The organism is Nostoc sp. 'Peltigera membranacea cyanobiont' 232 (assembly GCF_002245985.1).
Classification (GTDB): domain Bacteria; phylum Cyanobacteriota; class Cyanobacteriia; order Cyanobacteriales; family Nostocaceae; genus Nostoc.
The window spans coordinates 37,467-59,427 of the sequence record NZ_NOLK01000007.1 but is presented as its reverse complement, the minus strand read 5'-3'; the positions used below and the strand labels follow the sequence as shown (position 1 = coordinate 59,427).

Sequence of the window (21,961 nt, the reverse complement as noted above, 5' to 3'; positions counted from 1 at the left end):
TGGGAAGAGTCAATAGTTATTTTTGGGAATTGGACATCAGTCATTGGTCGTTAGTTATTTACAAAATACAAATGACTAAGGACAAATGACTAATGACAAATGACAAATTCAAAGAACTTGCGATCGCATCCAAGCTAAGGGCAAAGTGCGTAACTTTTTCCACTGGGGAACGAAAGCCCGCCGACTGAATACATCGTAATCGTTGCGTTCAATCACCTCCAAAATTTGGCCGTACAGCATTGATGCTGCCCATACGGGCCAACGGGCATCAGATGCTAAATAAGTAATTCCCTGGTCAGATGTGGTATAGAATTGACGGGCCCGTTCAATTTGAAAGCGCATTAGCGCCCGCCAACGGTGATCTACCACACCTTTGAAGAAGTCTTGCTCGGTGTAGTTGAATTTTTCCAAGTCCTCAAGGGGAATGTAGATTCGCCCCCGTTTGGCATCTTCTCCCACATCCCGCAGGATGTTGGTGAGTTGATTGGCAATTCCTAGAGCGATCGCTTCTTCTGTGGGAAGATATGGTTGTTTGTTCTGATGCCACGGGGCGTTGAATATGGTGCTATCGACACCCATCACTTCTGTTGACATTAAGCCAACAGTGCCAGCAACGCGGTAACAGTAGAGGTATAAGTCCTCAAAGGTTTCATAACGACTGCGATATAAGTCCATGCGTTGACCGGCAATCATATCCCGAAAGGGCTGAATGTCCATCGGAAAGCGCTGGAGGGTATCAACTAAAGCGACATCGTAATTTTCTAATGGTCGTCCCGCAAAAATCGATTCCAGCTGCTGTTCCCATAGGTCTAGGGTTTCTGGCGTGGTAATAGCAGAGGCGGGCCCATCCACTAATTCATCTGTACGGCGACACCAAGCGTAAATTGACCAAATAGATTGACGTTTTACCGGACTCATCAGCAAAGTACCCAGGTAAAAAGTCTTGGCATACTTTGCTGTGAGATGTCGGCAAAGTTTGTATGACTCGTCTACAGAGACCAGCGTTTTCATGCGCGGGGGGGAATCAGGCAGTTGCAGCATTCGTTGCGGGCGGTCGGGTGAGCGTTTGCAGGTTTGAGGAATTTGCTACCGGGAGAGCCTCAGAAATTGCCTGCGCTGTCAGCTTACCAGAAAGTACGGCACCTTCCATACTGCCTAAGTAGCGTTGCATGGTATAACTTCCGGCGAGATAGAAGTTGGCAATGGGCGTAACTTGTGCGGGACGGTACTGTTGACGACCAGGGGTCGCTTTGTAAACTGAACGCGGCGTTTTCACCACATGAGATTTTAGCAATGTTGCTGGATTGTCTCCCCCAAAATGGTCTGGGAAAAGTTTTTCCAACTCAGCAAGCGTTGCAGTGACAATCTCCTCATCGGATTTGGCAATCCAATCTTTTGCCGGAGCTAGAACTAATTCCAGCATTGAGCGATTGGGGTTGGCGTATTCACGGCAGGTATTGCTCATATCAGCATAAACGCTTAGGAGGGGCGATCGCGAAAAAAGTAGGTGATCAATTTCTGTAAGTTTCCGATCGAACCACAGATGCAGGTTAATCACTGGTACTCCTTCCAAACCTTCTAGCTTTTGAAAAAACTCCATCAGCTTCCAAGGTTTAGGTAACATGACTTTCAAAGGGTCAACTGAAATGGCAGATACATAGGCATCAGCCGTCACAACTTCATCTTCTGCGCCATTTAACCCTCTAATCAAGTATCCCTTCACCGTGCCATCGGCGTTGAGTAAAATTTCTTTCAAAGGGACATTTAACCGCACCTCTCCACCGCGCTCTGTGATGTAATCTACGATCGGGCTGCATAGACGTTCTGTGGGAGAACCATCCAAAAATGCAATCTTTGAGCCATATCGTTCTTGCAGAAAGCGATTCAGTGCAGTTAAGAGAATCGTTGCTGAAACTTCATCAGGATTGATAAAGGTGAGGGCTTTACATGCAGCGATAAAAACGTCACTAGTTACCCGCTCGTCTACACCTTGCCTTTTCAACCAATCTAAGAAGCTGTATTTATCCATCTCTTCAACATACTTTTGACCCCGAACCACTGCGGGAAGTAGGCCAACTGCAAATCGAATCTTTTGCTCCCAAGTCAACATGTCTTTGTTGCGGAGAATCGATGCAATGACGTTGAAAGGAGATGGAATATCTGGAACATCAAAACGTGAGAGTGTCCCAGGTTTGTCTGGTTGATTGAAAATGAGTGTATGCTCTTTCCACTGGAGTCTATCTTCAATGCCCAACTCCTTAAGCAATTGGAGCATATTCGGATATGCCCCAAAGAAGGCGTGTAAACCGGTTTCGTACCAGTCGCCGTCAGAGTCTTTCCACGCCGCAACCAGACCACCCAGTACGTCCCGGCTTTCCAAGACAATGGGAGTATGACCTGCGTCCGTGAGATATTTCGCGCAGGAAAGTCCTGCTAGACCAGCACCCGCGATCGCTACTCGCATTTAACCTTAATGCCCTTCAATATTTCTTAATGGTTTTATCGTTCTCATTATACGTTGCAATCCGTTACATTTGGCAGTTCTTGTGCGATCGCTTCCCCAAAAAACTTTTGCCCAAGGGAATTTTCCCTACATACACCTGCCTAACAAAATTACCAATACCATTATTAGCAATAGGTTTTGGCGAATATTTTATCTAAATTTACGTGGAGAAAATTTCGGGAAATAAAAGTAATTCCTTTGACTTAAAATATCTAATATCAAAAGTAGTTGATTTCTTTTGAAATCTGTGTATCTAATCTGAGAAAATATCTATTGTACTGGTTATAGACTGCTATTAAAAAACTCAGTTAGGTAAAAAATTATGAGTGGATCGCAGGAGTTAAAACGCTTTGGACATCACCTGATTCTGGGGATTTCTGGCACGACATTAAGCGATGACGATAAACGCGCACTCAGTGAATTAAAGCCGATTGGGGTCATATTTTTTGCTAAAAACTTTTTGGATGGTACTCCATATCAGGTTTGGTTGGAAAGCTTTAAGGATTTAAACAGCCAGATACGAGAATATGCTGAACGTGATTCGATGTTTATAACTCTGGATCATGAAGGAGGTCGTGTCATTCGCACACCGATGCCGATTACGCGATTTCCTCATGCGTTGTTGCTGCGATCGCACGCCCGCGAAGTAGCAAAAGCCACAGCATTAGAACTAAAATCATTGGGCATCAACTTATCTTGGGCACCTGTAGCAGATGTTTTTTCCCATCCCAACAATCCTGTGATTGGCCCTCGCGCCTTTGGTAACACTCCCGAAATCGCCACAAAATATGCCCGTGACTACTACTTTGGACTTCAAGAGTCAGGAATTTTGGGATGCGCCAAACATTTCCCCGGACATGGAGATACCAGCAAAGACTCTCACGTTGAGCTACCAATACTCAATCTAACTTTAGAAGACCTGCGACTTCGAGAACTCATACCTTTCAGAGCTTTAATTGAAGTACAGATCCCTTTGATTATGACTGTCCATATATTATTTCCCAGAATAGATCCTGATGTGCCAGCAACCCTTTCCCAGGCTATCCTCAAAACCATACTCAGAGAGGAACTTGGCTTTAAAGGAGTAGTTGTATCTGATGACTTGGATATGAAAGCGATTTCAGATATGTTTATGAAAGCTGGTACTGTAGCGCGATCGCTTCATGCAGGTTGCGACCTGTTTATTGTCTCGCGCAATATTAATTCATCATCTCTTGAAAGAACTTATCAAATTGCTGAAGATTTCGTCCAATCCCTCAGCAAGGGTAGCTTAGACGAATCAGTAGTTGAAGCAGCCAGAGAAAGAATCGATAAACTACTGGCAATAACACCGCAATATCCCGTAGAAATTTTGGATAAAGATATACTATTGCAACATGCTCAACTAGCGATCGCTAGTTCCTATTCATAACCCAACGTGCATTCAAATTGCATATTAGCAATTGCCAAAAGTCTAGCTAAAATTGCATTTATTAATTTTTAATTCTTAATTTTAAATTTTTAATTGTTTAGTGGGTGGTATAGGGGTCGAACCTATTTCTGCGAGTTAAAAGCTCGCTGCACAGCCGGTATGCCAACCACCCTAGTTAATTTAAGAAATGAGTTGGTGCGATCGGATATTTTTTACATCGCAAGCCTCATAACACCAACACCAGTAGTCTGTCAAGAAATAATTGACGAATAAATTTTCTGTAGAGACGGCGATTTATCGCGTCTCTCCAACCGTCAATCAAAATGGGTTTGACAGACCACTAGATATAAATCCACCTGGGAGGTACTGCCCCTCCTATTTCTGTGTTATCAGCACAGCGCCTCGCTTTTCGGCTCCAGGTGGATAAGTGGAAGATGGAGGAATCGAACCCCTACAGTTGCCCATACCCTGGTTTTCAAGACCAGTTGCCGTCCATTCAGCGGCATCTTCCATTGAGGGGTGTCTGACGGGACTTGAACCCGCTATGACTGGTTCCACAAACCAGCGCCTCGACCACTTTGGCTTCAGATACCATCAGTGGAATCAATGGGAATTGAACCCATAACCTCCTGCTTGCAAGGCAGGCGCTCTATCCATTTGAGCTATGACCCCATCAAACAAGTTAAAAGTTAAAAGAATGAATAATTATTTCTCTTTCTTTTTACTTTTTACTTTGCTCTTTTTACTTTTTTAGGCGGGAGTGGTAGGACTTAAACCCACAACTTTCGAGGTAGAAGCTCGAAGCTCTATTCCATTGAGCTACACTCCCAAGATTTGGTAGTCTTGGTAGAATTTATAAACAGGCAGTAGGTTATTGAACAGTAACCATAATCCCTTGCTTGTAACCCAGATGTTTACCCACTCAGTTACAAGACTTTTCATTACAAAGATTTGTCTGAGAAAAATTCAATTTCCTCTTGAGTTAGTTTCCTTCCTATATGCCATCCCTTGCAAAAGTAACAAGGATAAGCTTCTAGGTTTTTACTAGTTTTCTTTGTCATTTTTAATCCAGCTTTTTCTGCTGTTTCCAAAGATTTGTAATCTATCTTGTTAGAGCAAGTTTTTTCTTCACCGTAATATTTTCCTGCTATTAAATGTAGATTATGTAAGCTATCGTCCATTTTTAGACCATTCTTAATAACCATAGGATCTGAGAACCTACCTCTATATTTGGTAGTCCTGGCAGGAATCGAACCTGCGACATTCTTCTTGTAAAGAAGACACTCTACCAATTGAGCTACAGGACTACGCAAGCGAGTGGAGGGACTTGAACCCACGCACTGAGTATGGCGTACTCAGATGCTACCGATTACATCACACCCGCAAGTTTCAGAGCGGACGGCGAGATTTGAACTCGCACGAAGACGGTGGAAGCGTCTCATGCTACCGATTACATCACACCCGCATCAAGCTGGTAACAGGAATTGAACCTGCAACCTACTGATTACAAATCAGTTGCTCTGCCAATTGAGCTACACCAGCCTAAATTTTGGTGACGGGGGCAGGAGTCGAACCTGCCGATGTTCAGGTTATGAGCCTGACGAGCCACCGTTGCTCTATCCCCGCATATTCACCAATACCCCTGACTGGATTTGAACCAGTAACCTCTTCGTTCTAAGCGAAGCGCCTCTTCCGTTGGGCTACAAGGGCAAAGTCTGAGTGACAGGGATTGAACCTGGTACCTGGAGTTCCCGAAACTCCTGCGCTACACCCAGATATTTTGGTACTCCCGACAGGATTTGAACCTGCAAAAAACTAGATCCTTGGTAAGCGTGCGTCTTCTGTTCCGCCACGAGAGCATTTGTACCCCTGACAGGATTTGAACCTGCAAAATCTGGACTCTGATTCCAGCACGTATGCCAGTTCCGTCACAGGGGCATATCGGGATGGCAGGATTTGAACCTGCGACTCCATGCTCCCAAAGCATGGCTTCTGGCCACTGAATTACATCCCGTGGTACTCCTGGTGGGAGTCGAACCCACAACTAAACAGATTTTAAGTCTGCCACCTCTTCCAATTGGGCTACAGGAGCAAATTTTGGTACTCTTGGTGGGAATCGTAGACGCGGAGCGGCTTCCCGCAGGGTACCCACAACATACCGTTTTTGAGACGGCAGCCTCTTCCTATTGGGCTACAAGAGCTAAGTTTGGCAGCCCCGCCAGGACTCGAACCTGGAATCTTCGCCTTCAAAGGGCGCGATGTTGCCAATTACACCACAGGGCTTTATTGCCAGGGCAGGGTTTGAACCTGCAACCTCATCGTTCAGAGCGATGCGACTTACCAATTCGTCCACCCGGCATTAAATAATTCGTAGTTCGTAATTCGTAGTTATGTTTTGTGAGGGGGATTTAAACACCGTTACAAAACATACAATCTGTTTAAAAAAACGTGAGTATAAACCTTTATTTAATTACGAATTACGAATTAGTAATTACGAATTATGATGAATGGCTGCCTCAGTAGGACTCGAACCTACAACCGCGCGGTTAACAGCCGCTTGCTCTACCATTGAGCTATGAGGCAACGAAGCCCCCCAGGTCGGAATCGAACCGACGACCTCCTGTTCTTCAGACAGGCGCTAACTACCAACTGAGCTACCGAGGGATAGGAGAAGAGATCATCTAAAGAGCGAGAGTGGAGGGATTTGAACCCTCACGTCTTCAGTTTCGTAGACTGAGATGTTATCCAGTTACACCACACTCTCAAAACGGAGAGGACAGGATTTGAACCTGCGACGGGTTAACTACCCGTTTCCTCTTAGCAGGAGGACGCTTTGAGCCACTCAGCCACCTCTCCATAGTGGGTCGAGCAGGATTTGAACCTGCGCGCAAAAAAGAACAGTTTTACAGACTGTCGCCTTCAGCCAGACTCGGCCACCGACCCATAAATCATTCCCTCGACGAGAATTGAACTCGCATCTGTGTTTTGAAAGAACACTGACTTAACCATTCGTCCACGAGGGCATAATTTGCAGAATTTTAGATTAAAAAATTTAAAACCTAAAATCCAAAATTGTCTGACACAGGGACTAGGATTTGAACCTAGAACATCGGATTTGGAGTCACGAGGTGTTGCCGTTACACCATCCCTGCATTTGGTGGCAGTGGCGGGACTTGAACCCGCATATACCAGGTTATGAGCCAGGGGCTTTACCATTAAGCTACACTGCGATCGCACCAGAGGTCAGGGCGGGATTTGAACCCGCGCTAATCGGTTTTGCAGACCAACGCCTTCAACCACTTGGCTACCTGACCATTTGGGAGTCCTGACGAGATTCGTACTCGCAATCTTCAGTTTGAGAAACTGACGGCTTAAACTATTCGCCTACAGGACTTCAACCAGGGTGACGGGATTTGAACCCGCAACATTTCCGCAGACAACGGAACGCTCTAGCCAGTTGAGCTACACCCCGATTTTTGGGAATCTGTGCCTAAAATTTTAGGTTTTTAGGCACATGTTTTTGTTGGTGAACTTGCCCATTTCTTATTCAGTTTTCAAGGTTCAGAAAGTTTACTTTTTACTGTTAGAAACTGTTAGGAAAACAACCGCAACTCTAGGTAGCAAGCCTGTTGTGTATTACGGATGTATTCTGTGGTTTTGCTGAGTGCAAACTTAAAACTTTTTTGGTTGATTGCCTCTACTTCAGATGTTTTACAAGTAGAAGCGGCTTTCTTGACTGGGGACTCTGGTTGATGCCAGCGCCTCTGTTTGAGTTGTATGTAGAACATGACTTTGACCCTTGCGAAGCTTTGTCTTTCGCCTCACTACAAATATACTACAAAATACTACAAGAGGTGTCAAGGGGTTTGAGAAAGTTTTTTTGAAATTGTCTAAAAAAGCTTCTGCACTTAGATTTGAACTTGCTCACACCTCTTAAAAGTCAAACAACAGCTTATGATTGGGTGAGTTTTTTAAAAGCCTGACGTGACAGACAACTACCTCAAGCGACAAAAGATAATCAGTTTTGTCGCGATCGCCTCTACGATTACAGCTTGTAGTATTGCTCCAGGCACTTCCCCACAATCAGGGTTAAACCAGCCAGTGAGCAAAAGCCATACTGCACAAGTTCAAGATCCTCCTGCAAAAGATCAACTACCGCCATCAGTAAAAGTAGAAAACCCTACATTTACAGTCCCAGCTAAATTTCAAGGAAAAACAGTTTATAAGGTTCCACTCAGCAGCAACGAAAAGGTTATTGCCCTGAGCATTGATGATGGCCCCTGGCCAAAAACAACCTTACAAATGCTAGATATTCTCAAGCAAAATGATGTTAAAGTGACATTCTTTTGGGTAGGACAAGCCTTACAAGCAAATCCTGACCTAGCAAAGCAAGAGGTAGCCGAGGGACACGCCATTGGCAACCATACTTGGCATCATTGGTATCGGCGGATGGATGAAGCCACAGCTAAAAGTGAAATCGATCGCACATCTGACCTGATATACAAAATTACAGGGGTGAAAACTGCTCTGTTTCGTCCTCCTGGAGGCTTTTTAAATAACGGATTAGCCGCTTATGCGAAAAGCCAGAAAGATGCTGTTATTATGTGGTCGCTAACTTCAGCTGATACCGATCCTCACGCCAAACCGCAAGCATTTGTAAATAATGTCTTGAAAGGCGCGAAACCAGGTTCTATTGTTTTGATGCATGACGGCGGTGGCGATCGCCACAGAACTGTTGAAGCTTTGCCACAAATCATTAGTGGACTCAAAAAGCAAGGCTACCGATTTGTGACGATTCCCGAATTGCTAAAAATGGCACAGTGAGAAATTATCCTCACGGAATTTTAGATTTTGGATTTTGGAACAATCCAAAATCCAAATTCGTTTATTCGGTCATCACAGAAGCACAAGCTTGAGCTTCTTGCCAAAGTTTGTGCAAAAAGAACTCAGCGCGATCGCTCATCGTGGTGAAAAACACCCCTACAACATCCTTAGAACTATCTGATAGCCAAGAACCTTGCAGAGTGACTTCCAGATATTGGGTATCGCAAGCACAGAGGGCAATGATTTCTCTGTCACCTCTTTTTACCTCAACCTCAAGCACTTCTACTCCTGGTAAATCAACAGGAAGCAAAAAGGAAGCGGTACTGGGTTCAATGCACAAACTTTGCCCAACTCGCAGGGCCAAAATCACTCGCTGCGCTACCCATTCTTCTAGCGACAGAGTGACACGTTCCAAATCAAAACTGTTTTCAGTGTAAGTTAATTTCAGCATTCCTTATGCTCTCCTGCTATTCCAGGCTTCCTTGCATATCTATCCAAAACTGTTCGGCAAAAGAAATCGCGGGGTGAATTGGCGCTTTTGGTTTGGTACGTAATTGCATACCAGATTCAAACAGGGTGCGATCGCCTTTACGGGAGTTACATCTCTCACAAGCTGCGACTACGTTATCCCAAGTGTGAGAACCGCCTTTAGAACGCGGCATGACATGATCTAGCGTTAGATGTTTGCCAGTACCGCAATATTGGCAACTGTAACGATCTCGCCGCAACACTTCCTTTCGATTCACTGGCGGAACTTTCCACATCCGCTCATTAGAAGCGATCGTTAAGCGAATGTGTTTTGGTACATCAACTACCAAGTTGGGTGAGTGAACTCGCCATCCGCCTTCTGTGGTCAAACCTAACGGTTGAGCTTTGTTGGTTACTAACAGCACAATCGCCCGCTTGATATTGATCTGACACAGTGGCAAGTAATTTTGAGAAAACACCACCACAGATTGCTCTAACACTTGCATTGCGTTCGCGCCGCGCATTGGAGATATCGTCACAGCTTCACTCCTTATAAAAAAACCCCCGCTTCCTGTTTGGGTGAAGCGGGGGTTAGAATTGACCGGAAAATTTTCTGGTCTCATATCGGTACAGTATTCCTTTGCCTGTACCCCCCGCTTTCTTCATCTAGTTGTGGTTTTGCAATCAAGCCACTTATGCTGAGATGTCTGAAATCATAATTACCCTCTGTGATTTGCCCATAATTTTGGCCACCATCGCCCATAAATAAATACTCCACTCCCATAGCAGCTGATTCCCAACTGGCTCGGCAATTGGTAGGGCACAAAATTGAAGTAGAGATGGGGCAAATGGATTTCACAGAAAATTTCACCTATTGAACATTCCTTTAAACATACTACACTTGTATTACTATCCTGTCTATAGTTTTAAGGAGAAATAGTGATGCATACGATCGCCCGCACCCCAACCACCGATATGGAAGTTACCAGCATCCGCTTAGAGCGCGAACTCAAAGATAAGCTCAAAGAAATAGCTGGGAATCAGGGATATCAAGCTCTGATTCGAGATATCCTGTGGAATTATGTCCAGCAAAAATCAGGTGAATGGAAGCCTCGATTTTCGCGAGCGGACATTCGAGCTAGCATAGCTGCCACAGCTCAACAGGAAGAACGCTGTGTACTCACAGGTCAACTAATTCAACCCCAAGAACCGATGTTGTTAGGACTAACGAGGAATGGCGATATGGTTCCTCTGAGTGTCGAGAGTTTGGCTGGATAGTCTTGATATTCAGGCAATGCAGCCTAGTTATTTTATTTAGGACTTACGCACAAGAGTTCCCCCAACCCCCTTAAAAAGTTGGCTCTTTCAGATCCCCGCTTTTTAAGGGAAGTCAATTGCTCCACTTGAATATCTCTGAGTGGAGCAATTGTCGTTTGTTAGGGGGAGTGGGCTACGCAAACGAGGTTTCAAGTTTTCAGTGCGTAAGTCTTATTACTGAATAATTGGGCTGCATTCAGAATTAAGCTTTATCTTCTCCAATGAGTAGAACTTTTTGTTAAGATTTGTAGCTTATAAAAGGAAATTTGGTTTTACTACGAATTTTAGATTTTTTAGTTCATGCCCCAAACTTCGTCCTGTAACTAAGGCAGCATTCTCTTTCAATCCAAAATCAAAAATTGGTTTGATGCTCCGGCTTAGTTATATTGGATTGAGAGCAATACAGATCAAAGGATAGCTGGCTAAAGGATTAAAATAAAAACAAAATTTTACAACTTCCTTAAAATATATTCAGTGTTATTACCGTTATGAATGGGGAATTACCCTGAGATTCCAGAGAAATTACGGTTTATGTATACTTACAGACAGGATATTCTGAGTCGAAGTTAGTTAATTATCTAAATTTAAAGAAGATAAAGCAGCTAAAAATAATCAGGCTAAGTCATTTTAGAGTATCCTAAGTATCTCATTACCCATGTAGCAATTTGCTTTATATAGCAGCAACTTGGCCATCTGCCAAAGAAAAGGGCTATAACAGGTGAGAGAAAGTATTCATATAAAATTTGTCAATTATCAAGGTGTAGCAACACAACTAACGGTGAAGAATATGCCAAGGGGTTGGGTGCAAAAACAATGGGTTTATTATCCAAGGGCGTGCCAAGAATGAAAAAGCCTTTATGGTCGCCGCCACAATACGTAGATGACGTAGATCGACTACAAACTTACCAAGTCAAGCTGATGCAGCATCAGGAAGAAACTGCCCGCCAGTTGGTACAAAAGATTAATCAAGTCATTGCCAATACCTCCGCTACAGCATTGATGTTGCAAGATATTGCCCAATTGCTAGGATCTGCTTTTCAGGTAGATTGTTGCTGTTTGGTTTCAGTAACGGGTGATACATCCGATGAAATGACTACTATTAATTGGTGTGCTGATGAGTATCTAGGGTTGCCACATCCAGAAGAGATGTTTTCGATGGAACAGTTGCTTATGCACTCGCCAGTGCTACAATGTGCTGCTGAACCATTGACTATTGAAGACATTTCGATCGTTCAGAATAGTCTGGTAATTGGCTGTCAGTATTTACCGCTACCCATAAAAGCGGTTTTGGCAATTCCCACCAGGTTTGGTGAAAATAATAATGGGGTGATTAATCTGATTAAATTCCAACCCTATGATTGGAGTGAATCAGAAAAACAACTACTCAAAGAGGTAGAGTCTGCTTGTGCGATCGCTTTTTCTCAAGTGGCACAAGCTAAACTAATTACTCATCAACAACAGTATCTGCAAAAAGGCGATCAGTATCAGAGCTTGATCAAGCAGTTAACATTACTGAATCGGAGCAACTTGGAGCTTAATCAAATGCTCCAGTTAGTTATTGCCTCTACTGCCGAATCTCTACAGGCAGATCGAGGTTTACTTATACTACTAAAATATACCGATCCATTATTTAGGACTCAAGGTAAAAAACAAGTTCCGAAAGCGAAAGCTAGAGTGGTTGGTGAATGGGCTAAGGCAGCACAAATTTCCCGGACTACTAAACCAGATACTTTAGTAGATCAGTCTTTCTTGGTTTCAGAATGTAGTTTATGCCAGCGTCCCTTCATAGATTCTGGAAAACCAGTCATCTTCGATAACTATACAGAGCAAAATGATACCTCGGCAGCTGCTCCATTATTTGCAATAGAGCAATTGCCTGCGGTTTTATTAGTGCCTTTAGAAAATCAAGGTAAAATCTTAGGATTTTTGGTGCTACAGCAAGCTACTACTCGCACTTGGCAAACACCAGAATTAGAACTTGTAGAAATGGTGTGCGCTCAAGTCAGTAACGCCATAATTCAGTCACAGACATTGCGCCAAGTGCAAACTTTGGTAGATGAGCGGACGGCGAAACTCCAGAGTAGTCTGGAACTCCAGAGAAAAATGCAAGAAAAAACACGGCAGTATGTTGAGCAGCTGCAAAAACTCAATGAACTCAAAGATGAATTTTTGAGCAACATGAGCGATCGCTTGCGTTATCCTTTGACAAACATGCTAATGTCCATTCGGAACTTACGTTTGCCAGGAATCGCACCAGAACGTCAAGTTAGATACATGGATATCCTAGAGCAGGAATGCACAAAGGAAATCAACTTGATTAATGACTTGTTGACACTCCAGAAACTAGAGTCGCCTCACGAAGCTCCACAATTAGAATCTATAGATTTAAATACTAGAACCCAGGCCATAGCAGCATCTTTTGAGAAAAAACTCGCAGAGAAGGGATTAAAGATTTCTGTAGATTTACCAGAGAAATCGCTAAAACTGCAAACTGAACTGGAGAGTTTTGACCGTATCCTGCAAGAGTTGTTAACTAATGCCTGTAAATATTCACAACATGATACCACCGTCCATTTGGAAGCTGTTCACCAACTCGATCGACAAATCGATCGAGTTATCATAAAGGTGACGAATACAGGACATGCCATCTCCGAGGAAGAAGCAACTTATATCTTTGACAAGTTCCGTCGTGGAAAAGGGCGTTGGACTCCAGGGACTGGCTTGGGACTTGCTCTAGTCAAGTCTTTAGTGCAGCATTTGAATGGAGCGATCGCAGTTGAGAGTCTCCCAATATCGGATTCTGAACAAAGCGAAATTTGCTTTACCCTGACTCTGCCCCAATTTTCTGACGAAAGCAAACCATAATTCTGAACGTGATTAAAGAACAGAACGCAACAGAGAACCCTGATTTCCAGTCTCCTAACGATGACACCAACCTCGAAGGGGATTTAACTGCTGATGCTGATATAGTCGCTTTGGCAGCTAAGGTTGAAGTTCAAATTCAGAAAATAGCAGAGCGACAGCGACAAATCAGCGCCAAAGTTCAAATCCCCCAACCAGTGGAACATATTTGGAAGGTTCTGACAGATTATGAAGCCTTGCCTGATTTTCTACCCAACCTCGCTAAAAGTCGTCTAATTGAGCATCCCAATGGTGGAATTAGACTGGAGCAAGTAGGCTCCCAGCGCTTACTTAATTTCAACTTTTCGGCGCGGGTGGTTCTGGATTTGGAAGAATGCTTCCCCAAAGAAATTAATTTTCGGATGGTAGAAGGAGATTTTAAAGGCTTTTCTGGTAGCTGGTGTTTAGAGCCTTATTCCCTTGGTGAGTATGTAGGAACAAATCTTTGCTACACAATTCAAGTTTGGCCGAAGCTCACTATGCCAGTAGGAATCATTGAAAACCGCCTGAGTAAAGACTTACGGTTAAATCTTGTAGCTATTCACCAACGTGTAGAAGAGTTAGCTAGCAAAGAACCGTATGTATAACTAAACGGTCATTCAGAATTATCTCTGAATGACCGTTTTCATTTATCAACTCGTAAAAAGATACGCTTCTTACTTTTTCAGTACCCCCAGGGGAATTCGAATCCCCGTTACCTCCGTGAAAGGGAGGTGTCCTAGGCCTCTAGACGATGGGGGCATCGGACTCATGACCTTTTATAAATTAACTAATTTTCCGGCTGTTGTCAACAGCTTTTGCGAAAAAAAGTTTGTGGCAGCTAAACTGGGTGGAGGTAAAAGCTTGAAGAGGATACAAAGAGATTGAAAACACAAAAAGAATTTCGTAGATACTCCTGTGGGAAACCACAGGGTAGGTCAGCCTCTGGCGCTGGGAATTTAGAGAGAAGTTCAGATAGAAAAAACGGTACATTCTGTCAGGGACAAAGGGTATGATGTTGTACCCTGTAGAGTTAAATCTCTACGATTTTTTACCAAAGATTTTGAAATAAATCGCTCAAAATCTCCAACATGGAAGCATCTTTTGAAATTACCTTACAGATGGCGATCGCTGTTTTTGCAGGCATTAGCGCTCAAGTGCTGGCTGCATACTTTCGCATACCCAGCATTGTCTTGTTATTGCTGTTAGGCATATTGTTCGGCTCTGATGGCATAGGGTTGTTGCATCCCCATGTGCTAGGTACTGGATTGGAAGTTATTGTCGCCCTAGCAACTGCAATAATTTTGTTTGAAGGCGGACTTAATTTGGATCTGCGAGAGTTAGGCAGAGTTTCAGTCAGCTTACAATTGCTCGTCACTCAAGGAACGCTGATTACACTGCTTGGTGGGAGTATGGCTGCCCATTGGCTGGGTGAATTTCCTTGGAATATAGCTTTTCTCTATGCTTCTATCATTGTGGTGACAGGCCCAACCGTCGTTGGCCCCTTGCTTAAACAAATCAATGTAGATCGGCAAGTAGCAACACTTTTGGAAGGGGAAGGAGTTTTAATTGACCCTGTAGGAGCGATCCTCGCCTTCGTTGTCCTCGATACTATTTTGAACGGTGATGCCGATCCAATTAATGCGATCGTTGGTTTACTTATACGCCTGGTTGTTGGTGCGGCAATTGGTGGTGCTGGCGGTTATCTGATGAGCTTGATTTTCAAACGCGCTAGTTTTCTCTCATTCGAGCTAAAAAACTTAGTGGTGTTGGCGATACTTTGGGGTCTGTTTGCCTTATCGCAAATTATCCGCAGTGAATCGGGAGTCATGACAACAGTTGTTGCCGGAGCAGTCTTTGCTAACTCCTCGGTTCCAGAAGAACGGCTGTTAAGGAGCTTTAAGGGTCAACTGACAATTCTCAGCGTCTCAGTGCTATTTATCTTATTAGCCGCCGATTTATCCATTGCCAGTGTGTTTGCTTTGGGTTGGGGTAGTTTATTCACTGTTTTGGTATTAATGTTTGTCGTTCGTCCGATTAATATCCTCTTGTGTACCTGGAACAGCGATCTAAATTGGCGACAGAAACTATTTTTAAGCTGGGTTGCTCCTAGAGGAATTGTTGCCGCTTCTGTAGCTTCATTTTTTGCAATTTCCCTAACCCAGCGTGGCATTAACGGTGGTGATTCCATCAAAGCTTTAGTCTTCCTGACAATTATTATGACTGTTGTCTGCCAAGGGCTAACAGCTGGCTGGGTTGCTAAATGGCTGCAAATCACCTCCAAGGACGTAACTGGGGTAGTGATTGTGGGTTGTAATCCATTGAGTCTTTTGATTGCCCGGTTCTTTCAAGAACGGGGAGAAAATGTGGTCATGATTGATACTGACCCCGAATGTCTTGTGCAAGCTGAGGCGCAAAATCTGCGGGTGATTGCCAGTAGTGGACTAGATGCTGCTGTTTTGGAAGAGGCGGGACTTGCTTCGATGGGGACTTTTTTGGCGATGACAAGTAATGGCGAGGTGAATTTTGTTTTGGCTCAACGAGCAGCCGAGGAATTTAAGCCGCCGCGTGTTTTAGCTGTTTTCCCCCGCGATCCGCAAGCGAGTATTTCGGTTAGTAGTAAAGTTAATCAAGCTTTTATCCCAGACTTAGCGATTAAGACTTGGAATGAATATTTAAATGATGGGCGAGTCAAGCTGGGCACAACTACGCTAAATGAGTTGGAATTTTCTAGTCAGTGCGATCGCATTCAAGAAAAGATTCGGACTGGGGTGTTGATACCGCTACTGGTAGAACGAGAAGAACGCTTACAGGTAATGCCAGTTAACCAAGATTGGGAAATTGGCGATCGCATTATTTACCTATTGCATGACCCCAGACCTAGCCTTTTAAAACGCTTATCTGGTGCTACCCAATCCACTCCTCTCTCTCTAGAAAAGTTACCAGAGGTTGAAGACCTGTCCCTAGTCCAATTGTCTCAACTTTCCGCTACTGAAGCTTCTGGGGGATGAGGCAGGGTGGCAGGAGGAAGAAGATTTGAAGAAGAATTCAGAAGTCAGAATTCACGAGTCAGAATAAATCAGTGGGGAATTCAGACCCACCACTGATTTAAGACCACCAAATTTTCAATTCGGTGGGGGTTTTAAACCCGTTTATTCAGACACTCGATGACTCGCTTTTCGCGTCGCTATCCGCCACTCGTACAGAATTCATACTGTTAGCTATCCGCTAACAGCACTCAGCTTTGGGTAGGAACAAATTCGCCTTCTGATGGTTGTGGCAAATTATCAATTTCTGGTCTTGGCCCTTCTTGAGACATTTCCCATTCCTGCCACAGTAAAGCAGCTAAATGAACTATGGCAAGAATTAGGGTCGCCACCAAAATCAGATAACTGTGTATTGTGTAAAGGTGTTCGACAGTAACTGTATTAATTGCTCCACCCCCAGTTAGGATGTCGCGCAGCTGCCCACCAATAAAAGGAATGGCTTCGATGGTTCCTAATTCAATGTTAAAACGCCAGTATCCTTCCTGAGTCCAATCTAGGATCATCGCTGTCCAGTCCAGCCCGATCGCACTTAATGTCAACAAAATCCCGCTAACCCAAGCAGTCAGCCAACTCTTGCGGAATTGGCGACCTAAAAACATCACCACAATTTGAATCAGAGCGATCGCAATTACTGCGTTACCAGCAACTTCATGCGCTCTCCAAAACAACCAGCCGTATGGCACTTGTGTATTAATCATCTTTAAGGAGTTATAAGCACCCCCTGCTGTCGGTTCATAGTAAAAAGACAGCAAAACTCCTGTAGAGACATAAATTAAGCACAGAGAAAGTATCACGACTGATAATATCGTCGCTATTCGTCGCATAATCTTATCGAACTGGGTGCTTTGCATGGCTCACCCCTCCTGTTCTTAACTAGGTATTTATTCTTTTCTCATTTTAACTAAGAAATATTAATAGATGTTGCACTTCTCAAAGAAAAATAAATTTTTATAATATTTTCGAGCGGGTAAGTACAACCATTAGCCTTGCAACTGTTTTTATTAAATCTTTCATAAGTTATCTCGTGTATTTGGAAAGTAAAAAAGAAGTTTTGTTGTCTGCCAATATTTGATTTTTTTATGTATTATTATGCATTAAGTTAAATATTTTGAACCTCACATAATGTTAGAAGACTTGTGTGTACACCGTAGCCTTTTTAAAGGAGCGATCTAGGTTTGAGGTTTTCAGTCCGTAAATCCTGTGGTCTAAAGACGACTTTAGCTCTTAGCCTAGTAATTCATTGCTAAACAATTATTGGAAATAACGAAAGATATTAGATTAAATCAAATATTGCACCCAAGCTTTTAAGGGTTCTGGTGAGCCATACCAAATTCCAGGACTTCTAGGAGAATGTCTCACACCTTCAATTACCAGATTTTCTGCACCTTCCAAATGAGCGGCTTCAATCGGTGTGATTCCATCTCCCCAAGTGTTGCCTTTACCACAGGTTAATTGGTAACTACTGTAAGCTAACCAGCTACCGCGCCGCCTTTGTCCAAAGATAGTTTTTCCAGCCACACAAATGTAACGAACGTTTTTGTAAAAAGCTCCTGGGTAGTTATTAGTGACAAAATCTAGATTGGAGCGTGTCCAGCGTTCTTGGCTAATATGGGGTGTACCCAAGGTGATGAGAGTAGCAACTAAAGGATGCGCTTTCCAGAGGGAGGGTTTAGCGTTACTGTTTATCCAATATGGCTTTTCTCCCATGTAGATGCGGGATATCCAACCTCCGGCGGAGTGACCAATTAAGTTAACTTGAGTAGCATTATATTGCTGCAATGTATGCTTGATTGTCAGGTCGAGTTTTTGTAAAATTGGTGTTACTGGTCTTCCGCCAATAGTGGGTAGCCAGTCGCGCCGTCGCAGTGGTACTGTAACTGTAGGAAAATCTAACTGTTGTAAGGATTGTTCTAGTTGGCGGTAAGCGCTCGCGCTTTCTAGATATCCCGGTACAATAACTGTCGGTAACGGCATTTTGAGTTTTTGATGCAATGATTGAGGGTTTGAAACTTTTTGACGAAGAAGTAGTCAGAATTCAAAAGCTATAATTGCGATCGCACAACTGAACTCCTTATCAGAAAAGCCTAAATAGCTTTGGTGGGGTTTAGAACTAAAATGTCAATAAAATTGTACAACTTGCAACAGTTTTGAGGCTGCCGATATGGTAGTATTTTCACATAGGGACTAGCTCAGACAAGCAAATGTGCCATCTGTTACACAAGCCTAGTTGAATGGAAAAGCGGAGAAAAACAAGGCAACTTGAGCAGATGTTTTGATGTACTCAGACTTGTACCTTGACTTAAACTTTAATAAAGATCCCAGATATTAATTTTAATTGTGTGCGTCACAAAAATAAAAAACCAAAAGTAGTAATTTTTCAAATACCTCTTTAGCAAGCTCAAATTTGAAGATATGATCCAGTCTCATTAAACAACTACAAACCTGAATAAATGGCAATTTTGGCGTTTTGATTGCCATGAGAGGAAATTATTATTTCCTTAGAGGGACGCGTATATTGCGATATTTTGCAATATAGTTCGGAAAGAGAAAATCGCTAGTCAACTGCAACTGAGCCGAGTGAACGATAACAGCTATGTCTTACGTCTCCGTGTTTAAAAATATACCAGAAGTTTTAAGCCAGCCAATTGGGATAGCGGCTATAGCTTCTCTTGGCATCCACGGTGCGATCGCCATGATTGTGCCATTGATGCCTATGGATTCTAGCAAACCCAAAGATACAGCATCATCCAAAACCGTTGGACTTTTGGAATTGAGCCAAGCCGATCAAAGCCGTTTGCCACAAAGCACCCCCCAAATTGGTTTACAACAACTTCCTCCAATAGCGCCACTTTCTGCATCTAACTTTAGCCCCCAAACCACATTGCCTCCATTGGCAGCACCGCCATCTAGCAGTCAGCTAGTACTGCCTCCGCTACCCCAATCATCGAATAACTATCGAGTCTCCTCCGTGCCTACAAGGCAGACTTTGCGGATGATTCCTAGTGATAATTTGCGGTTTGATGGCTCTAAATTTGACAATTCTAAATTTAATACCACCCCCAAATTTTCTCCATCAGTTCCTCGTGTGAATGTCAGTGATACCAAATACCAGGTATCTAAGCCGTTCGATGTAAATAGATTGCCATTGCCAGTATTGCAGTCGCAGCAAATACCTAATGATATTCTGCAAAATGCTCAATCTCCGAACCTCTCTGACACTAACCCCATTACAGCAGCACAGGTAAATACCACTCCACAAACGATCCAGTCAGGTAATAATGGGTCTAGAATTGCTCAAAACTCGCTAATAAGTTCTCTAAAACAAGCTCCAAGACCTGGGGATAGCTTAACCCTAATGAGGGGAAGCACATCACAAGAACCCAATTTATCTCGAAAAAGAACTGATTTGGCAATTGCACAGCTAGATTCCTACGCAAACCTGAGAAAAGAAGTTCAGCAAGAATACCCCAACGTTGAACAAAAACCAGTCATTCGCCAAACATTACCTACGGATAAGCCGAATCTTGAAGGCGCTGTTTTGGGGGTATTAGTAGTGGATCGTGATGGTAAGGTCTTAGATATCAAGTTTCAAGACAAGCTAATTTCCCCTGAATTGCAATTAAAAGCAAGGGAATACTTCAATAAGCAATCCCCCAAGGGAGATAAACAGATTAGTTCCTACCCATTTAACCTAAGTTTCCAAAACAACACTGGGACTACTCAACTATCTGCACCAGGAATCAATAATAAGCTTACCCCCTCACCAGCAGGCACTTCTAAACCATTTCCCGATCTGCTAATCAGAAGTAATCAGCCTACGCCTTCTTCAAAAGGTACTCTTCAACCATTAGCTGCACCGGGAGTCAATGGCAACCAGCCTCAGTTCTCACCAACAGCTACTCCCAAACCATTATCTGAACTCCCAATCATAAATAACCAGATCGCGCCTTCATCAGCAGCTACTACTTCGCAACCCTTAATACTGCCGAAAGTCAATCAGATTGAGTCTACACCCTCTGCCCAATCGGATCAAAAATTAGTAGAACGGTTGCGCCAAGTGAAGGAAAAGAGAGAAAAATCTAATCCAGAAAAATAATTACCTACTGGTGATTTTGGATTCAAAAAAGTTAACTTAACTTTACAAGGGCGGTTATAAACCGCATCTACAAAAACAAAACCTACTGAGGTAGGTTTCCAATCTTCAATTTTTCCTAAGTCCGCAGAGGCGGACTTAGGTTTTTAGCTGCGAATTCCATGCGCCTTGGCTCTAAGTTTACACGTATGAGTATTTCTGTGCCCCTAAGAGTGGTCTATATTCCATTCGATTGATAACCCTTGATGGCTAACTTTACCAGCCTTGTTCTGCATTCTGAAAAACGTAAGCAGCTACCTCCAGAATCTCTTCAGCACTTAACTTTTCTTTAAAGGCAGGCATGGCATTTTTACCATTTTGCACTTGGTGGATAATCGCCTCAATAGAGTCGCTATTATAATTTTCTAGGTACTTTGACAATGCTTCCTTTTTCAAGGTTTTCTGGCTAATAAGGATATTGCCGCCACCTATATGGCAAGAAGCGCAGTTAGCCTCGAAAATTTTAGCGCCGTTGGATGTTTCGGCAGCTAGTGCTGGACTAATGAATGTCAATTTGAATAGAGCGATCGCTAACATTAAAATTAATAAAAGTATTCTCAAGAGAATTTCCTCGCAACAAGCCTCCAGGAAGAGTATAAACGCGATTAATCCCTGATTTAGTCAAATTTGATCGAGATTGGCGGTAACGAGTTCATCCCTCAATCGCTACGGGTTGTTTAGCGTCTTAGGGGTGGGGTAGGACTCGTTACCGCCATTTATGCATTGTGTGCGTCACTCTAGGAGTGTAGCGTGTTGCTATGAGGTAATTTCACAGAAAAAGGGTCTTGTTTCAATGAGAACGTTTCTAGCTTTGGACAGTGATTGTACCAACCATGCCAGCACCACGGTGAGGTTCGCAGTAGAAGGTGTAGTCACCAGCAGGTGCGTCTGCGGGGAAAGTGGTTGTTTCCTTTTTACCAGCACTCATCAGCAACTGCTTATGAGACAGAGATTTTGCTAAAGCGGCATCCTTACCGGGGTTTTTGGCTGCATCAAACACAACGTTGTGGGGAGGAACTTTATTGTTCACCCATTCAATTGTGTCACCTGGTTTAATGGTCAACTTTTTCGGTTCAAATGCTAGCATTCCTTTATCAGTACCCAATTTCACCTGGTAGGTTTCAGCAGAAGCGCTGGGAGTAAAAACTGCAAAGCTGCTAACAACTAAAAGGATTGTCAACACGGCTAAACTAAAGCGTCGCAAGCTTGCTGAAATAAATTTCATGGCTCTCTCCTAACAAACAATTTTTTTTTCCTTTCTCATTTTAAATAAAATCAACACCAAATATGACAATCTGTCATAGATACAATTTTTTTTTAAGATATGGAGAGCAATTTATTGCAAAAAGCTGTGGAATCAGTAATATGAGGGACTGGGG

At 43.2% G+C, this 21,961-nt stretch carries 17 protein-coding genes and 29 tRNA genes; 7 read left to right on the top strand and 39 right to left on the bottom strand.

Annotation, left to right across the window (positions count from 1 at the left end; all coding sequences use genetic code 11):
• Window positions 1-108: 108 nt before the first annotated feature.
• Window positions 109-1,041, bottom strand: coding sequence for a 15-cis-phytoene synthase CrtB (gene crtB, locus CDG79_RS04075; protein ID WP_094340945.1), 933 nt, complete (start codon window positions 1,039-1,041; stop codon window positions 109-111).
• Complete coding sequence (pds, locus tag CDG79_RS04070; RefSeq protein ID WP_094340942.1) at window positions 1,025-2,464, bottom strand: 15-cis-phytoene desaturase; 1,440 nt, start codon at window positions 2,462-2,464, stop codon at window positions 1,025-1,027. The genes crtB and pds overlap by 17 nt, the downstream gene beginning before the upstream one ends.
• A 361-nt stretch (window positions 2,465-2,825) precedes the next feature.
• On the opposite strand from pds, the gene nagZ reads away from it, so the two are divergent.
• On the top strand, window positions 2,826-3,914 hold the full coding sequence (nagZ, locus tag CDG79_RS04065) for a beta-N-acetylhexosaminidase (protein WP_094340940.1): 1,089 nt from the start codon (window positions 2,826-2,828) through the stop codon (window positions 3,912-3,914).
• Window positions 3,915-4,015: 101 nt separating this feature from the next.
• On the opposite strand, the gene CDG79_RS41970 is transcribed toward nagZ, so the two are convergent.
• The 30 genes from CDG79_RS41970 to CDG79_RS03935 form a co-directional block, all read right to left on the bottom strand.
• Window positions 4,016-4,086, bottom strand: a tRNA-Lys gene (locus CDG79_RS41970).
• A 256-nt stretch (window positions 4,087-4,342) separates the two neighbouring features.
• Window positions 4,343-4,425, bottom strand: a tRNA-OTHER gene (locus CDG79_RS41965).
• A gap of 6 nt (window positions 4,426-4,431) precedes the next feature.
• Window positions 4,432-4,507, bottom strand: a tRNA-His gene (locus tag CDG79_RS04060).
• Window positions 4,508-4,512: 5 nt separating this feature from the next.
• A tRNA-Ala gene (locus CDG79_RS04055) sits at window positions 4,513-4,586 on the bottom strand.
• A gap of 83 nt (window positions 4,587-4,669) precedes the next feature.
• A tRNA-Arg gene (locus CDG79_RS04050) sits at window positions 4,670-4,743 on the bottom strand.
• A 112-nt stretch (window positions 4,744-4,855) separates the two neighbouring features.
• Window positions 4,856-5,119 (bottom strand): hypothetical protein, encoded by a 264-nt coding sequence (locus CDG79_RS04045; RefSeq protein WP_094340937.1) that lies wholly within the window; start codon window positions 5,117-5,119, stop codon window positions 4,856-4,858.
• Window positions 5,120-5,145: 26 nt separating this feature from the next.
• A tRNA-Val gene (locus CDG79_RS04040) sits at window positions 5,146-5,221 on the bottom strand.
• Window positions 5,222-5,226: 5 nt separating this feature from the next.
• Window positions 5,227-5,298, bottom strand: a tRNA-Gly gene (locus CDG79_RS04035).
• A gap of 9 nt (window positions 5,299-5,307) precedes the next feature.
• Window positions 5,308-5,379 (bottom strand) — tRNA-Gly (locus CDG79_RS04030).
• A gap of 4 nt (window positions 5,380-5,383) precedes the next feature.
• Window positions 5,384-5,456: transfer RNA gene (locus CDG79_RS04025), tRNA-Thr, on the bottom strand.
• Between the two features lie 8 nt (window positions 5,457-5,464).
• Window positions 5,465-5,541 (bottom strand) — tRNA-Met (locus CDG79_RS04020).
• Window positions 5,542-5,551: 10 nt separating this feature from the next.
• Window positions 5,552-5,624 (bottom strand) — tRNA-Leu (locus CDG79_RS04015).
• A gap of 154 nt (window positions 5,625-5,778) precedes the next feature.
• Window positions 5,779-5,852: transfer RNA gene (locus CDG79_RS04010), tRNA-Leu, on the bottom strand.
• A 3-nt stretch (window positions 5,853-5,855) separates the two neighbouring features.
• Window positions 5,856-5,928, bottom strand: a tRNA-Pro gene (locus tag CDG79_RS04005).
• Window positions 5,929-6,006, bottom strand: a tRNA-Leu gene (locus CDG79_RS04000).
• Between the two features lie 6 nt (window positions 6,007-6,012).
• Window positions 6,013-6,115, bottom strand: a tRNA-Leu gene (locus tag CDG79_RS41960).
• A 6-nt stretch (window positions 6,116-6,121) separates the two neighbouring features.
• Window positions 6,122-6,197: transfer RNA gene (locus CDG79_RS03995), tRNA-Gln, on the bottom strand.
• 3 nt (window positions 6,198-6,200) lie between these two features.
• Window positions 6,201-6,273 (bottom strand) — tRNA-Gln (locus tag CDG79_RS03990).
• Window positions 6,274-6,422: 149 nt separating this feature from the next.
• A tRNA-Asn gene (locus CDG79_RS03985) sits at window positions 6,423-6,497 on the bottom strand.
• Between the two features lie 6 nt (window positions 6,498-6,503).
• Window positions 6,504-6,578, bottom strand: a tRNA-Phe gene (locus CDG79_RS03980).
• A 25-nt stretch (window positions 6,579-6,603) separates the two neighbouring features.
• Window positions 6,604-6,678, bottom strand: a tRNA-Arg gene (locus CDG79_RS03975).
• A gap of 4 nt (window positions 6,679-6,682) precedes the next feature.
• A tRNA-Ser gene (locus tag CDG79_RS03970) sits at window positions 6,683-6,770 on the bottom strand.
• A 4-nt stretch (window positions 6,771-6,774) separates the two neighbouring features.
• A tRNA-Tyr gene (locus tag CDG79_RS03965) sits at window positions 6,775-6,857 on the bottom strand.
• An 8-nt stretch (window positions 6,858-6,865) separates the two neighbouring features.
• Window positions 6,866-6,936, bottom strand: a tRNA-Glu gene (locus CDG79_RS41955).
• A 58-nt stretch (window positions 6,937-6,994) separates the two neighbouring features.
• Window positions 6,995-7,066: transfer RNA gene (locus CDG79_RS03960), tRNA-Trp, on the bottom strand.
• Between the two features lie 3 nt (window positions 7,067-7,069).
• A tRNA-Ile gene (locus CDG79_RS03955) sits at window positions 7,070-7,144 on the bottom strand.
• A gap of 10 nt (window positions 7,145-7,154) precedes the next feature.
• A tRNA-Cys gene (locus CDG79_RS03950) sits at window positions 7,155-7,228 on the bottom strand.
• A gap of 3 nt (window positions 7,229-7,231) precedes the next feature.
• Window positions 7,232-7,308, bottom strand: a tRNA-Glu gene (locus CDG79_RS03945).
• 4 nt (window positions 7,309-7,312) lie between these two features.
• Window positions 7,313-7,386 (bottom strand) — tRNA-Asp (locus CDG79_RS03940).
• Between the two features lie 121 nt (window positions 7,387-7,507).
• Complete coding sequence (locus CDG79_RS03935; RefSeq protein ID WP_094340934.1) at window positions 7,508-7,702, bottom strand: hypothetical protein; 195 nt, start codon at window positions 7,700-7,702, stop codon at window positions 7,508-7,510.
• 196 nt (window positions 7,703-7,898) lie between these two features.
• Here CDG79_RS03935 and CDG79_RS03930 point away from each other — a divergent pair, with 196 nt between their 5' ends.
• The gene (locus CDG79_RS03930) at window positions 7,899-8,738 is read left to right on the top strand and encodes a polysaccharide deacetylase family protein (RefSeq protein ID WP_094340931.1); all 840 of its coding nucleotides are present in this window, start codon (window positions 7,899-7,901) and stop codon (window positions 8,736-8,738) included.
• Window positions 8,739-8,799: 61 nt separating this feature from the next.
• Here CDG79_RS03930 and CDG79_RS03925 read toward each other — a convergent pair whose 3' ends face one another.
• Together CDG79_RS03925 and CDG79_RS03920 are read right to left on the bottom strand one after the other, a co-directional pair.
• Window positions 8,800-9,189, bottom strand: a complete 390-nt coding sequence (locus tag CDG79_RS03925) for an alr0857 family protein (RefSeq protein WP_094340928.1) — start codon at window positions 9,187-9,189, stop codon at window positions 8,800-8,802.
• A gap of 16 nt (window positions 9,190-9,205) precedes the next feature.
• Entirely contained in the window at window positions 9,206-9,712 is a 507-nt protein-coding gene (locus CDG79_RS03920) for an HNH endonuclease (protein WP_094341025.1), read from the bottom strand.
• A 436-nt stretch (window positions 9,713-10,148) separates the two neighbouring features.
• On the opposite strand from CDG79_RS03920, the gene CDG79_RS03910 reads away from it, so the two are divergent.
• From CDG79_RS03910 to CDG79_RS03900, 3 genes are all read left to right on the top strand, one after another.
• Window positions 10,149-10,484, top strand: a complete 336-nt coding sequence (locus CDG79_RS03910) for a hypothetical protein (protein ID WP_012409307.1) — start codon at window positions 10,149-10,151, stop codon at window positions 10,482-10,484.
• A gap of 882 nt (window positions 10,485-11,366) precedes the next feature.
• A complete protein-coding gene (locus CDG79_RS03905) occupies window positions 11,367-13,388 on the top strand; it encodes a sensor histidine kinase (protein ID WP_094340925.1) in 2,022 nt (673 codons plus the stop codon).
• A gap of 8 nt (window positions 13,389-13,396) precedes the next feature.
• On the top strand, window positions 13,397-14,011 hold the full coding sequence (locus tag CDG79_RS03900; protein WP_189524876.1) for an SRPBCC family protein: 615 nt from the start codon (window positions 13,397-13,399) through the stop codon (window positions 14,009-14,011).
• 81 nt (window positions 14,012-14,092) lie between these two features.
• Here the strand turns inward: CDG79_RS03900 and CDG79_RS03895 are convergent.
• Window positions 14,093-14,165 (bottom strand) — tRNA-Glu (locus tag CDG79_RS03895).
• Window positions 14,166-14,494: 329 nt separating this feature from the next.
• On the opposite strand from CDG79_RS03895, the gene CDG79_RS03890 reads away from it, so the two are divergent.
• Window positions 14,495-16,414: a cation:proton antiporter gene (locus CDG79_RS03890; protein WP_094340919.1), complete on the top strand. Its 1,920-nt coding sequence runs from the start codon at window positions 14,495-14,497 to the stop codon at window positions 16,412-16,414.
• A 227-nt stretch (window positions 16,415-16,641) separates the two neighbouring features.
• On the opposite strand, the gene CDG79_RS03885 is transcribed toward CDG79_RS03890, so the two are convergent.
• Window positions 16,642-17,301 carry a cytochrome b N-terminal domain-containing protein gene (locus CDG79_RS03885; RefSeq protein ID WP_094340917.1) on the bottom strand — a complete coding sequence of 220 codons (660 nt, stop codon included), beginning with the start codon at window positions 17,299-17,301 and terminating at the stop codon, window positions 16,642-16,644.
• Window positions 17,302-17,728: 427 nt separating this feature from the next.
• Window positions 17,729-18,424, bottom strand: a complete 696-nt coding sequence (locus tag CDG79_RS03880; RefSeq protein WP_094340914.1) for an esterase/lipase family protein — start codon at window positions 18,422-18,424, stop codon at window positions 17,729-17,731.
• A 619-nt stretch (window positions 18,425-19,043) separates the two neighbouring features.
• Between CDG79_RS03880 and CDG79_RS03875 the strand changes: the two genes are divergently transcribed.
• A complete protein-coding gene (locus CDG79_RS03875; RefSeq protein ID WP_094340912.1) occupies window positions 19,044-20,546 on the top strand; it encodes a hypothetical protein in 1,503 nt (500 codons plus the stop codon).
• A 252-nt stretch (window positions 20,547-20,798) separates the two neighbouring features.
• Here the strand turns inward: CDG79_RS03875 and petJ are convergent, their stop codons facing one another.
• On the bottom strand, window positions 20,799-21,143 hold the full coding sequence (petJ, locus tag CDG79_RS03870; RefSeq protein WP_094340910.1) for a cytochrome c6 PetJ: 345 nt from the start codon (window positions 21,141-21,143) through the stop codon (window positions 20,799-20,801).
• Window positions 21,144-21,387: 244 nt separating this feature from the next.
• A complete protein-coding gene (petE, locus tag CDG79_RS03865) occupies window positions 21,388-21,807 on the bottom strand; it encodes a plastocyanin (protein WP_094340907.1) in 420 nt (139 codons plus the stop codon).
• Window positions 21,808-21,961 lie beyond the last annotated feature (154 nt).